Raw genomic sequence first — 12,313 nt, 5'->3', positions numbered from 1 at the left:
GATTACATTCTCTCCCTATATACTCTCTCCTCATACATCATTAACTTTTTATCCATTTCAACAATAACTTTATACAATTGAAATGCCTGTAAAATTTGCAGTTGAATTTCAAAAGGAGCATTTTGTTCTTTTAACCATTGAAATACTTTCGTTTCATCTTTCATTGATTATTCCTCCCTTTATCCCGCTATTTGCGGGTAGCCCGATTGACCCCCACTGATTAAAGTTTCACTTTATTAAAATCTGCTACAAATATACCGTAAATGATGAAAAGCTTTTCATGTCAATAACAAAAAAGGATGCAAAGTTGCATCCTTTAATGAACTATATTTTTCTTCTGTTTCGCTTCTTTCTTTACTTCTTCCCCTTGGCATTCACTACGAAACGCACAACTTATACACTCAGAACGAAAATGACGCTCTGTATAATGCTCAGGTTGCTGTAACATTTCTTTCATTCTAGATAACTCAGCCATTCCAGTTATAATATCTTCCTGTTTCGGAATGTACTCATACTTAGTTCCTTCTATTAAATTAATAACTTCAATTTTTCCTGGAAGAACGCCGAAAGCTTTATAACTGAATACTGTCATTAGCTTCTGACAAAGAGCAAGCATTTCCTCATCCGCATCGACAACATACTTTTTAATTACAAACGACTCAGCATTCCACTCACCAACTTCAAATGTCAATGACATGTGGACACCTAACTCTTCCATATATGTTTGAAACTTCTCGTATAAAAACAATGGTGGTGTCTGACTATCATCCCTTTCAACAAACTGTAATAAGTGATCCGTTAGCTTCGCTAATACAATATAGTACTCCGTCTTCGAAGCAAACATATTAATCCTTACTTTTTTCCAATACTTTTCTATTAATATTAAAAGTACAATTTTCGTTTGTTGACCCGCAGGTAGCGTGTAATACTCGTTAATAATTTGATTCACAATCATTTGCACTATTTGTTGCCATTCAAATGAAGAAGGTTCTCTTCTTTTTATATGACGAAAATAAAATTTATGCGGACACCGCATAAAATCATACAAATGATAATCTGTCATCGTTTTGATTGAGATTTTCTCATGCACTTGCTCTTCAGCTCCCTTCTGCCATTAAGAAAGGTGTTTTACAAATTCAGCTCCAAACTGTAAACATTTTTCTACATCTTCATCTTCTGGCGTTAATTCTACTTTTAGTCCTTCTAACACAACTGCTGCCCCGCGCTCTTGTAGCTTTTCTATTAAAATGTCAACCGCCACTCCGTATTTCGGATAAGCCGAATCACATGATCCGAATACTGCCGCTTTTTTCCCAGTTAAATCAATAGAATCCATTGCATCATAAAAATCTAAGAAATCATCAGGAAGATCACCATCTCCCCATGTGTATGCACCTAAAATAATTCCATCATACTGTTCCAATATAGAAGCTTCTGGTGAATCCATAATATCAATAACTTCAATTTCATTTTCTGTTTCACGAATTACGCCGGCAATATGGTCAGCCATTTCCTCTGTATTTCCACTCATACTTGCAAAAATCATTACTAACTTACTCAACTGAACCTCTCCCTTTACTTTGTATCTCTTTTTCTGTTTGAATGCTCTTCTTCTCATCTACATATTCAGACCGAATTACATTTCGTTGCCATTCCATATGCTGATCAACATCTTTATTTTTATCTTTTAATCCCCTCCGTAGAAGGTGAAATTTTTTTCTCATTAACATGTCGCATCCATCCTATTGATAATAATTATCAATTTCAACTATATTTAGATTAATTGACATTGATTATCAATGTCAACAACTATTTTTAAAAAAATGATTAAAATGTACAAGCTTGTCCGTTAGCTATTCATATACTATAAATGAGCATAGTTCTTTCTCAGCCCTCTCTGACGGAAAGAAATAAAAGCAACTGCGATAGAGCGCAGTTGCCTTTTTTTGTTTTTCTATGATTTTAGTAATCTTATAGTCGTCTCTAAAAATAGCTCCACTCCACAAATTAATGCTGATTCATCCACGTCAAATTTCGGATGGTGATGTGGATAACAAGTATATATATTTTCATTACCTGTTCCTAATTTAATGAAACAACCGGGTGCTTTTCTTAAATATGCTGAAAAATCTTCCCCACCCATAGAAGGTTCAAGCTTCACAACATGCTCATTCCCAAACAAATGTAGTGCACTTTCTTCTACTATTTTCGTAATATATTCATCATTAATAACCGGATCATATCCATATCGATACGTATATGTATACGATCCTCCATGTGCTTCTGTAATTCCTTTCACAATTTTTTCGATTTTCCCTTCTGCTTCCACCCTCAATGCTTGATTAAATGAACGAACAGTTCCCATTAAAGTTGCTGTACTAGGAATAATATTGTCAGCCACTCCCCCATGAAACTGCGTAACTGAAACGACTCTTTGCATGAAAGCACTTGTATTTCTAGATACGATATGTTGTAGATTTGTAATAATCTGCGCTCCGATAGCGATAGGATCAATCGTTTCTTCTGGCCGCGCCGCATGCCCTCCTTTGCCTTGGATCTCAACTGTAAATACGTCTGGTGCTGCCATCATCGGTCCATATACAATTCCTACATTCCCGCTTTCCAAGCCAGACATAACATGTAAACCTATTACATAATCAACACCGTCCATAACACCCGCCTCAACCATTTCTTGTCCACCACCAGGGTATACTTCTTCTGCATGCTGAAAGAATAGACGAATTTCTCCTACAAACTCTTCCTTCATATTATTAAGCACCTCTGCAGTACTTAATAATATAGCTGCGTGAGCATCGTGCCCACATGCATGCATCATTCCTTTATTCACAGATGTATAAGATTTACTTGTCTCCTCTTGAATTGGCAAAGCATCTATATCAGCTCGAATCGCAATTACTTTCCCTTGCTTCACACCCCTTTTGATTGCTAGTACACTATACTTCGTCGGTCTCGTTACTTCAAAAGAAGAAAATGAGCATAATGTATCATATATAAATTGCGAAGTTTCTTTTTCATGAAATGATAATTCCGGATACTTATGAAAATGCCTTCTCCATTTCACGATATTTTCTTCCGAAATTAGACTCTTCCACACTCTATTCATGATAATTTCCTCCTTTTCAAAAGAACTAGAAATTTAAAATTTTACTCCGTCTTAAATGATTAATAAAAACAAATACTGCATTTTTACGTATTCTTATAGTCCACTTTTATGTATTCACACAATCCACTTTCTATTTACATGTCAAACCCATTACAAATTCATGCTGAATGTAATATAATTGCTAAGTTAGGGATTTTCTTTTTTAGTATTTAGTGCTAATATCAGAAAAGAGCCTTTTGACTTATTTTTACCTAAAATGTGGGATTTTGTTTTTTTCACAATAATGTAGGACATGATACCTACAAAGAGCTATTATTTCATTAAGAGAGGGAAAGACATGGAAAGATTAAAAGAGATATGGTCTCGACCACTCACACAATGGGTTGCAAAGACGGTTTATTATCTTGCAATTTTATTTGCATTACTTTGGTTGTATGGATTCCATGATACAAACACAAGTACATTTATTTACAATGAATTCTAGGGTGGGAACGTTATGAAGTTATTAGAACAAATTGAAAAGTGGGCTGCAGAAACGCCTGATCAAACCGCTTTTGTTTGGCGAGATGCGAAAATTACGTACAAACAATTAAAGGAAGATTCTGATGCGTTAGCACATTGGATTTCTTCTGAGTATCCAGACGATCGTTCACCAATTATGGTGTATGGCCATATGCAACCTGAAATGATTATTAACTTTTTAGGATGTGTAAAAGCTGGACATGCTTACATTCCTGTAGATTTATCTATCCCAGCTGATCGTGTACAACGTATTGCTGAAAATTCTGGTGCGAAATTACTTTTATCGGCAACAGCAGTAACTGTAACTGATTTACCAGTTCGCATCGTAAGTGAAGACAACTTAAAAGATATTTTCTTTACTCATAAAGGGAACACTCCAAATCCTGAACATGCGGTAAAAGGTGATGAGAACTTCTACATTATTTACACATCAGGAAGCACAGGTAATCCGAAAGGGGTTCAGATTACTTATAACTGCCTTGTTAGCTTTACAAAATGGGCTGTAGAAGATTTCAACTTACAAACAGGGCAAGTATTCTTAAACCAAGCACCTTTCTCATTCGATTTATCTGTAATGGATATTTACCCATCATTAGTAACAGGTGGTACACTTTGGGCAATCGATAAAGATATGATTGCGCGTCCAAAAGACTTGTTTGCTTCTTTAGAGCAATCGGATATTCAAGTATGGACTTCCACACCTTCTTTCGCTGAAATGTGTTTAATGGAAGCATCTTTCTCTGAGAATATGCTACCGAACATGAAAACATTCTTATTCTGCGGTGAAGTGTTACCAAATGAAGTAGCTAGAAAATTAATTGAGCGTTTCCCGAAAGCAACAATTATGAATACGTATGGTCCAACAGAAGCTACTGTCGCTGTAACAGGTATTCACGTGACAGAAGAAGTGCTTGATCAATACAAATCACTTCCAGTTGGCTATTGTAAATCAGACTGTCGCCTTCTTATTATGAAAGAAGATGGCACGATTGCACCTGATGGTGAAAAAGGTGAAATCGTAATTGTCGGTCCAAGCGTAAGCGTTGGATATTTAGGAAGCCCTGAATTAACAGAAAAAGCATTTACTATGATTGACGGTGAGCGTGCCTATAAAACAGGCGATGCTGGCTATGTTGAAAATGGTCTTCTATTCTATAATGGTCGTCTTGATTTCCAAATTAAGCTGCATGGTTATCGAATGGAATTAGAAGAAATTGAGCATCACCTTCGTGCGTGTTCTTACGTAGAAGGAGCAGTTATCGTTCCAATTAAAAAAGGTGAGAAATACGATTATTTATTAGCGGTTGTTGTTCCTGGGGAGCATTCGTTTGAAAAAGAATTCAAATTAACATCTGCAATCAAAAAAGAACTCAATGAGCGATTACCAAACTACATGATTCCACGTAAATTCATGTATCAATCTTCTATTCCAATGACACCAAATGGAAAGGTAGATCGCAAAAAATTATTGAGTGAGGTTACAGCATGACCGCATATGGATCATTTTATTTTTTCGCTATAGTGGGCATTTTATTAATACCTACTATCATAGCTGGATTAAAAGGTAAAATGTTGCGTAAATATAATGCCGTTTTAACATTAGTCATGATTGCTATTATCTTCTCGGATAAACCGAAGCAAGCAATGATGTTAGCTGCATTTATTATTTGGCAATATGTCCTTATTAAAGGCTATTTAATTTTAAGAAAACAAAATAATAGTACATTCACATTTTGCATAGCTGTTATTTTATCGATTTTGCCTCTTATTTTGGCAAAAATCGCACCATTTGCATCGTTATTACCTGAGTTAAAACTTGTTGTTTTTCTAGGTATATCTTACGTAACATTCAGAGCAGTTCAAATGGTATTTGAAGTTCGCGATGGTTTAATTAAAGAGCTTTCTTTCTTTAACTTCTGGGAATTCGTTTTATTCTTCCCTGCGATTTCAACAGGACCTATCGATCGTTACCGAAGATTCCAAAAAGATATTCAAAAGCCACCTAGCGCTGAAGAATATCAAAATTTACTATATACAGGACTAAATCGTATTTTCCAAGGTTTCTTGTATAAATTTATTATTGCTTACTTAATAAAGCAATATTGTATGGATCCAGCATTCGCTCAACACGATACAATCTTTTCAAATATGATTTACATGTATAGCTATAGCTTATATCTATTCTTTGATTTTGCTGGTTATAGCTCTTTTGTAATTGGTGTAAGTTATATGATGGGAATTAAAACGCCAGAAAACTTTAATAAGCCATTCCTTAGTCGTAATATTAAAGACTTCTGGAACCGCTGGCACATGAGTTTATCATTCTGGTTCCGTGATTTTATTTACATGCGTTTCGTCTTTTTTGCAACGAAGAAAAAGTTAATTAAGAACCGTTACACAATTTCGTATATCGGTGCATTTTTAAACTTTTTCATTATGGGAATTTGGCATATCCAAGGAAGCGCTGTTGCGCAGTATATTATTTATGGTCTATATCATGCCGCACTGTTTATTTTATTTGATATTTTCGAACGAAAAAACAAAAAGCATAAGTTTTGGCCAAACAATAAATTTACACGCATCCTTGCGATTGTAATTACGTTCCACGTTGTATGTTTCGGTTTCCTAATTTTCTCTGGACACCTTAACAGATACTTTTAATGCACCCTTCTTATTCCATTAAGAAGTTGCACATATAATATATTTCGGATATAAAGGAGATTTTAAAAATGGCAGAATTCAAAGAGCAAGTATTAGATATTTTAGAAGAAGTATGTGAAAACGATATTGTGAAAGAAAACTTAGATGTTCAATTATTTGAAGAAGGTATCCTTGATTCTTTCGCTGTAGTATCTTTATTAGTTGAATTCCAAGAGCGTTTAGATATTGAAGTTTCTATTTCTGATTTTGACCGTGACGAGTGGGCTACACCAAACATGGTTATTAAAAAGTTGGAAGAAATCCGATGAACAAAGCAAAATTTGGTCCGATGCTTTTAGCATTGGCCCTTTTTGCTGTATTCTTACTTATTCCAACGCGCTTCCTACTTCCACTTTTAAGTGATGAAAAAGTAGAACAAGCTGCTACTTCTTTAAAAGAAGAAAAAATTCAAAGTATGATTTTACAGCAAAAGATGTTAGCAGATCCAAAATATCTTCCGATGTACGGTTCATCGGAATTCGCACGTATGGATGCTTTCCATCCATCTAATTATTTTAAAGTAAAGCCTGAAGGATTTACGCCATTCCTTCTTGGACGCGGCGGAACACAAGACCTTGTACATGTGTTAAACTTCGCATCTACAATGGATCAATTGAAAGATAAGAAAATGGTATTCGTTCTTTCTCCGCAATGGTTTGTACCACAAGGTATTGATGAAACGCACTTTGCACCTAACTTTTCAAAGCAACAAGGTTACCATTTCATTTTCAACAATGATTTAAAACCTGAAATGAAAAAACAAATTGCAAAGCGTTTATTAAACTTTGAGATTGTAAAAAAAGAAACTTTATTAAAAATTTCGCTTGAAGGCATTGCTTATGATGATACGAAGTATAAAGTAAAAGCACTTGCTGCTAAACCTTTCGCTTATATTTATCGTAACATTTTAGATCGTAAAGATTTATTTACAGCTATGTTTAATATTAAACCGCACAAAGAAAAGCTTGATCCTTCATTAAAACAAATGAACTGGGAAGAGGCTCGTAAACATGCGGATCAAACAGGTGCAGTAGAATCTGGATCTAATGAATACGGTATTGAAGATGATTATTTCAATAGCAAAATTAAGAAAAAATTAAAGCAACGTGAAGGTTACTTAAAAAATGATGCTTATGACCAATCGCCAGAATATGAAGATTTACAAATTGTACTTGATTTATTAAAACAATCTGGTGCAAAACCACTCTTCATTTCTGTTCCTGTCAAAGGTCCTTGGTACGACTACGCTGGATTCCCGAAAGAACGCCGCGAAGCATACTATAAGAAAGTTCATGAGCAAATCGAAAAAGCTGGTTATCCAATTGCCGACTTCTCAAATCATGAATACGATAAATACTTCTTAAAAGATCATATGCACTTAGGTTGGAAAGGCTGGGTTTACATCGACGAAGCCATCCAACAATTTTATAAAGCAAACTAATGAAAAGACCGCTTGAATTACTCAAGTGGTCTTTTTGTATATATTTTGTAATTGCTCGATTGCATTCTCCGCTTCTTTCATAACTCGCTCCACTACATGCTGAGCTGATTCGATTCGTGCCAACGATGCTGCCTGTCCTGCCCAAAGTGACATATATTCTTCCTTATTTTGCTTCGCTGCCTCTTGGCGTATTTTAGAAGTTAATACGTTTTGCACTGGATACATCGGAAGCCCTTCTTCTTTTCCTTCATGTCTCTCTATAAATTCATTCCGGATACCCCGTGCATATTTCCCGGAAAACGCACGAGTTACCGTTGTGCTCGTATCTGTACTATGTAAAACCGCTTCTTTATACACATCGTGCGTAATACTCTCTTCACTTGTTAAAAAGGCCGATCCCATTTGAACACCTTCTGCTCCTAGTGCCAATGCCGCAACAAGCCCTTGTCCGTTCATTACACCACCTGCTGCGACAATTGGGATATGCGGAACAGCCCCTACTAACTGAGGTATTAACGCAAAAGTACCAATCATAGCATCTTGTTCTTTCCCGACAAATGTTCCTCTATGCCCCCCTGCCTCGCTGCCTTGACCGACAATTATATCTACCCCTAATTCTGCAAGTACTTTTGCTTCTGTCACATGGGTAGCTGTTCCGATAACCTTTATTCCACTTCTTTTTAAGTCATCTATTTCTTCTTTTTCTAACGTTTGAAATGCAAAGCTAACGACCGGTACTTTTTCTTCTAATAACACTTGTAATTGTTCCTTATAGCTTTTTGGAAGCTTTAACGTTCCTTCTACTTCTATACCTAATTCTCTATTCACTCCGCTTAGTAATATTTTCGCCTCATTTACCTTCTCTTCTTCTATTTGTATCTCTTTCGTTACAAGTAAATTAACACCGAAAGGCTTATCTGTTAGTTCTCTTATTCTATAAATCGCTTCACCAATTTGTTCTGGGCTCATATAGCCCGCCCCAAGCGTCCCTAATCCTCCGCTATTACTTACTGCTGCAACGAGTTCTGGCGTCGTAATCGCGCCTGCCATACCGGCTTGAACAACGGGATACTCAATTTTTAATATGTCTGTTACTCGACTTGTAAACATCATTTTCCCTCCTATTTCCCTTATATCTTCTTTATTTGATAAGCTTTCCCCTGCTTTTGCAAGGGTTGAACTTCATATGAAGCGAATATATTGAAAGAGAAGGAGGCTGAGCTTAATGATTTATCCAAATGCATTAAAACAAGGTGATACAGTAATGATTATTGCACCATCTGGTCCACCTACAATCGAAAATGTATTAAAAGGTGTGAATGTATTACAAGAGATGGGGTTATCCGTAATAATCGGGAAGAGTGTTTACGAGAAATATGGATTTTTAGCCGGAAGTGATCAAGTTCGGCTTGACGATATACATGAAGCATTTACAAATAATGAAGTGAAGGCAATTTTTTGTGCACGAGGTGGTTATGGAAGTGCTCGTCTTCTTCCTCACATTCAATATGAAGTTATTAGGCAGAATCCAAAAATCTTTTGGGGATATAGCGATATTACAGCTTTACATACTGCTGTTTCACGTTATGCAAAGCTTATAACATTTCATGGTCCGATGATTGAAGAACTAGGAAAAGGTATTGATTCCCTATCTTTATCCTCTTTTAATCAGCTATTCCATCCGTATTCAACCATTTTATCTGCATCAGAATGTATCGTACCTAGCTCCCACAGTACAGTTACAAGTACGTTAGTTGGAGGAAATTTAGCTGTGTTAGCAAGTATAATTGGCTCGCCCTACGAGATAAATACGGACAATACACTTTTATTACTTGAAGACATTGGTGAAGAACCGTACCGCATTGACCGTATGTTAAATCAGCTACTTTTATCTGGAAAGTTTAATGAATGCAGGGGCGTTATTTTCACAAGTTGTCACGACTGCACTCCTTCAAAGCCATCTCAATCATTGCAAACAATATTATATGAATATTTCGCGCCATATCATATACCTGTCCTATTCGATTTACCAATTGGACATATAAGTCCAAACATCGGTATTCCACTTGGAGCTACAGCGACAATAAACACGAATAATAAAACAGTCTCTATTTCTTCTGGTATAACCACTTCATATTCAAATTAAAAAGTAAAAGGAAAAGCGATTACGCTTTTCCTTTTACTTTTACTTATAATAATTAAAAATTCGTCCAGATGCGATATCTGCAATTTCTTCTGGAATAAATGTTTTACTTATATCAGTGCCAACATTTAATACAGCTGTAGCATCTTTCTCAATGCTACCAAATAACTCTTTCCCACGTATCGTAATAAGGGGCGTTCCTTCTGGCAACACATCTTTTACAAATTCCATTTGTGTAAAGAACGGAACGATCCATCTACCTTCTCCTTGGAAATGACGCAAACGAAGTATTCCTTCTGTTGCCCCGTCCTCTGCTTCTAGTGAACCAGCAACATAAAACTCAGTAGATAAGAGCAATTCATAAAATTCCTTTTGCTTCTGTTTATCATCCCCTGCTACAACAAGTACCTCTTCTAATTTCTTTACTGAAATTTGCTCCATATGATGCCACCCCTATTTTCAAAATGATTGTACTTAGATTATACGAAATATTCTTATTTTTTTCTACATAATTCGCAATTATTTTCTTAAAATAATTTTAACACTTCTTTTGTCGTCACAATCGTAGCAAACTCTTCATGTAAATTTACAAGTGTCATATTGTGAATATCTTCTGCACTATACTCTTTACCATCTAAACCTATACGGTTAAAAGTAGCCGTTGCATCACTCACTAAATATGTTGTAAATCCTAAATTCCCTGCCATTCGTGTCGTAGTTTCCACGCAATGATTTGTCGTTAATCCTACAACCACTACTGCATTACATTTGTTCTTTCTTAATTGCTCTTCTAAATTTGTCCCAATGAACGCGCTGTTAACGAATTTCTGAATAACCACTTCACCAAGTAGTGGTTGCACTTCTTCTTTAAAGTTTACCGTTTCCGCTCTCTCATAAAACATTGACTGAGCATTTTCTTTATTTACATGTTGAATATGAAAAACTGGTCGTTCCCTTTTTCTCCATTCTTCTAACAAAATTCTCATGTTTTCTTCAGCAAAAATATTATTTCTCTCGCCCCAATCTGGTAATTGAAATGCCTTTTGTACATCGATTATGATAAGTGCTATTTGATTTGTCATCATTTCCCCCTTAATTTGGCTGTAATTGAAATAGAAAACCAAGTTGTTGTGACGCAGTAATAAAGCAAACATAGGCGCAAAGCTCTACAATTTCTTTTTCTGTCCAATATTGTTTTAATACGTGAAACATAGTATCATCTATTGCTTTTCGGTTATGAACAAATGTATGCGCAAAAGTAACGGCTACACCAATCTCCTCTGCCTTTTGCACATCATCAGGTCTTCCCTTTGCCATACAGTACGGACATTCATTCCCATACGCTAATGTTCTTCTCACTTGCTCCTTCAACTCTGCTGAAAGAGTTCCTTTATTGTACAGTGTATCTTCTAACTTACTCCACGAGTGTAATATATCCGAATTATGCCCTAATAACTTTTGAAACTTTGTATCTCCTACATTTGATAATGAAATTCTCTCCATCATTTTCCCTCCTATTTCCTTCTGTTTTATTGTAAAATAAATAACGTTCACTTTACATTTCATATGAATCTTAATTTATATTTTTCCTTTACAAAAATCATTATTTTACTGGAGGTATATTTACAAATGCAACTAGACCGTGTTGATCGAAAAATTTTAAATGAATTATATAATGATAGTCGCCTTTCTATGCGTGAATTGGCGAAACGAGTAAACTTATCTGCTCCGTCTACTGCAGAACGTGTTCGTAAACTTGAAAGTGAAGGCGTTATTCAAAAATATACAATCGATATCGACTATAAAAAAGCAGGACTAGTTTTAGATTGTATTTTAGAAATCACTTTAAAAAATGGTGATACAACACGTATGCAACAGTTTATTCAGTCTTATCCATCTGCAAGTTTTTGTTACCGAGTAACAGGAAGCTTATGCTACATTGTAAAAATTTCTGTTCCTTCACTCGTTGAACTTGAAGAATTTATCAATGATGTTTCTTCATATGCAACGACAGTTTCTCATATCGTATTATCAGAAGTATCTCTTACTCCTGATATTGAACATATCTTCCCAGAAGATTAATTTATTTTTATTCATAAATTATAAAAAAACCCCTTACAATAAGAATAAAAATAATATATTATGTATTAAAATACATAAAATTCGAGAAAGGGGCTTTACATTGAAAATCTGGTTTTATGAAAAAACGGCACAATTAGATGACTTGCTTGGTATTTGGGACAATGTTCCGACCATCCCGCGAATTGGTGAAAAAGTGGAGATTTTAAAGACAGTCCGCACTGTTACAGATATTAAATATGTAAAGAATGGTAATAATTTTCGTGTAGAAATTATTACAAATTAAAAAGTAGCTCCTAAGAGC

Annotated in this window: 17 protein-coding genes; 8 read left to right on the top strand and 9 right to left on the bottom strand. The window is 35.4% G+C overall.

The features are described from left to right. Positions 1-2: 2 nt before the first annotated feature. The 5 genes from H6481_RS04080 to H6481_RS04060 form a co-directional block, all read right to left on the bottom strand. Entirely contained in the window at positions 3-164 is a 162-nt protein-coding gene (locus tag H6481_RS04080) for a hypothetical protein (protein WP_000651086.1), read from the bottom strand. Positions 165-316: 152 nt separating this feature from the next. Continuing rightward, positions 317-1,090: a hypothetical protein gene (locus H6481_RS04075; RefSeq protein WP_000544586.1), complete on the bottom strand. Its 774-nt coding sequence runs from the start codon at positions 1,088-1,090 to the stop codon at positions 317-319. A gap of 24 nt (positions 1,091-1,114) precedes the next feature. Beyond that, positions 1,115-1,561 (bottom strand): flavodoxin, encoded by a 447-nt coding sequence (locus H6481_RS04070; protein WP_000041153.1) that lies wholly within the window; start codon positions 1,559-1,561, stop codon positions 1,115-1,117. After that, positions 1,554-1,730 carry a hypothetical protein gene (locus H6481_RS04065; RefSeq protein WP_000929009.1) on the bottom strand — a complete coding sequence of 59 codons (177 nt, stop codon included), beginning with the start codon at positions 1,728-1,730 and terminating at the stop codon, positions 1,554-1,556. The genes H6481_RS04070 and H6481_RS04065 overlap by 8 nt, the downstream gene beginning before the upstream one ends. Before the next feature lie 224 nt (positions 1,731-1,954). Next, complete coding sequence (locus H6481_RS04060) at positions 1,955-3,124, bottom strand: amidohydrolase (protein ID WP_071730713.1); 1,170 nt, start codon at positions 3,122-3,124, stop codon at positions 1,955-1,957. Between the two features lie 337 nt (positions 3,125-3,461). Between H6481_RS04060 and H6481_RS04055 the strand changes: the two genes are divergently transcribed. The 5 genes from H6481_RS04055 to dltD all read left to right on the top strand — a co-directional run bounded on the left by H6481_RS04055 (position 3,462) and on the right by dltD (position 7,787). Beyond that, the gene (locus tag H6481_RS04055) at positions 3,462-3,608 is read left to right on the top strand and encodes a teichoic acid D-Ala incorporation-associated protein DltX (protein WP_000440293.1); all 147 of its coding nucleotides are present in this window, start codon (positions 3,462-3,464) and stop codon (positions 3,606-3,608) included. 12 nt (positions 3,609-3,620) lie between these two features. After that, positions 3,621-5,135, top strand: a complete 1,515-nt coding sequence (dltA, locus tag H6481_RS04050) for a D-alanine--poly(phosphoribitol) ligase subunit DltA (RefSeq protein ID WP_000770502.1) — start codon at positions 3,621-3,623, stop codon at positions 5,133-5,135. Further along, positions 5,132-6,307 carry a D-alanyl-lipoteichoic acid biosynthesis protein DltB gene (gene dltB / locus H6481_RS04045; RefSeq protein ID WP_078993554.1) on the top strand — a complete coding sequence of 392 codons (1,176 nt, stop codon included), beginning with the start codon at positions 5,132-5,134 and terminating at the stop codon, positions 6,305-6,307. Before dltA ends, dltB begins: the two co-directional genes overlap by 4 nt. A 68-nt stretch (positions 6,308-6,375) precedes the next feature. Beyond that, a complete protein-coding gene (gene dltC, locus H6481_RS04040; protein WP_000807310.1) occupies positions 6,376-6,615 on the top strand; it encodes a D-alanine--poly(phosphoribitol) ligase subunit DltC in 240 nt (79 codons plus the stop codon). Next, positions 6,612-7,787, top strand: a complete 1,176-nt coding sequence (gene dltD / locus H6481_RS04035) for a D-alanyl-lipoteichoic acid biosynthesis protein DltD (RefSeq protein ID WP_001030272.1) — start codon at positions 6,612-6,614, stop codon at positions 7,785-7,787. The genes dltC and dltD overlap by 4 nt, the downstream gene beginning before the upstream one ends. 21 nt (positions 7,788-7,808) lie before the next feature. On the opposite strand, the gene H6481_RS04030 is transcribed toward dltD, so the two are convergent. Further along, positions 7,809-8,897, bottom strand: a complete 1,089-nt coding sequence (locus H6481_RS04030) for a nitronate monooxygenase family protein (RefSeq protein WP_000495274.1) — start codon at positions 8,895-8,897, stop codon at positions 7,809-7,811. A 115-nt stretch (positions 8,898-9,012) separates the two neighbouring features. Between H6481_RS04030 and H6481_RS04025 the strand changes: the two genes are divergently transcribed. Next, entirely contained in the window at positions 9,013-9,933 is a 921-nt protein-coding gene (locus H6481_RS04025; protein WP_098834518.1) for an LD-carboxypeptidase, read from the top strand. A 39-nt stretch (positions 9,934-9,972) separates the two neighbouring features. Here H6481_RS04025 and H6481_RS04020 read toward each other — a convergent pair whose 3' ends face one another. The 3 genes from H6481_RS04020 to H6481_RS04010 form a co-directional block, all read right to left on the bottom strand. After that, positions 9,973-10,371: an SseB family protein gene (locus tag H6481_RS04020; protein ID WP_000435265.1), complete on the bottom strand. Its 399-nt coding sequence runs from the start codon at positions 10,369-10,371 to the stop codon at positions 9,973-9,975. A gap of 86 nt (positions 10,372-10,457) precedes the next feature. After that, positions 10,458-11,012 carry a cysteine hydrolase family protein gene (locus tag H6481_RS04015; protein WP_000184429.1) on the bottom strand — a complete coding sequence of 185 codons (555 nt, stop codon included), beginning with the start codon at positions 11,010-11,012 and terminating at the stop codon, positions 10,458-10,460. A gap of 10 nt (positions 11,013-11,022) precedes the next feature. Further along, on the bottom strand, positions 11,023-11,436 hold the full coding sequence (locus H6481_RS04010) for a carboxymuconolactone decarboxylase family protein (RefSeq protein ID WP_012593181.1): 414 nt from the start codon (positions 11,434-11,436) through the stop codon (positions 11,023-11,025). 123 nt (positions 11,437-11,559) lie between these two features. Between H6481_RS04010 and H6481_RS04005 the strand changes: the two genes are divergently transcribed. Together H6481_RS04005 and H6481_RS04000 are read left to right on the top strand one after the other, a co-directional pair. Continuing rightward, positions 11,560-12,012: an Lrp/AsnC family transcriptional regulator gene (locus H6481_RS04005; protein WP_001175498.1), complete on the top strand. Its 453-nt coding sequence runs from the start codon at positions 11,560-11,562 to the stop codon at positions 12,010-12,012. Positions 12,013-12,112: 100 nt separating this feature from the next. After that, complete coding sequence (locus tag H6481_RS04000) at positions 12,113-12,295, top strand: DUF3913 family protein (RefSeq protein WP_000707107.1); 183 nt, start codon at positions 12,113-12,115, stop codon at positions 12,293-12,295. The last annotated feature ends 18 nt before the right edge of the window (positions 12,296-12,313 follow it).

The sequence above is a fragment of the Bacillus sp. ME78 genome (genome assembly GCF_903970865.1).
GTDB classification, from domain to species: Bacteria; Bacillota; Bacilli; order Bacillales; family Bacillaceae_G; genus Bacillus_A; species Bacillus_A cereus.
The sequence above is the reverse complement of the archived record's forward strand: the minus strand, read 5'-3'. Positions and strand labels throughout refer to the sequence as shown.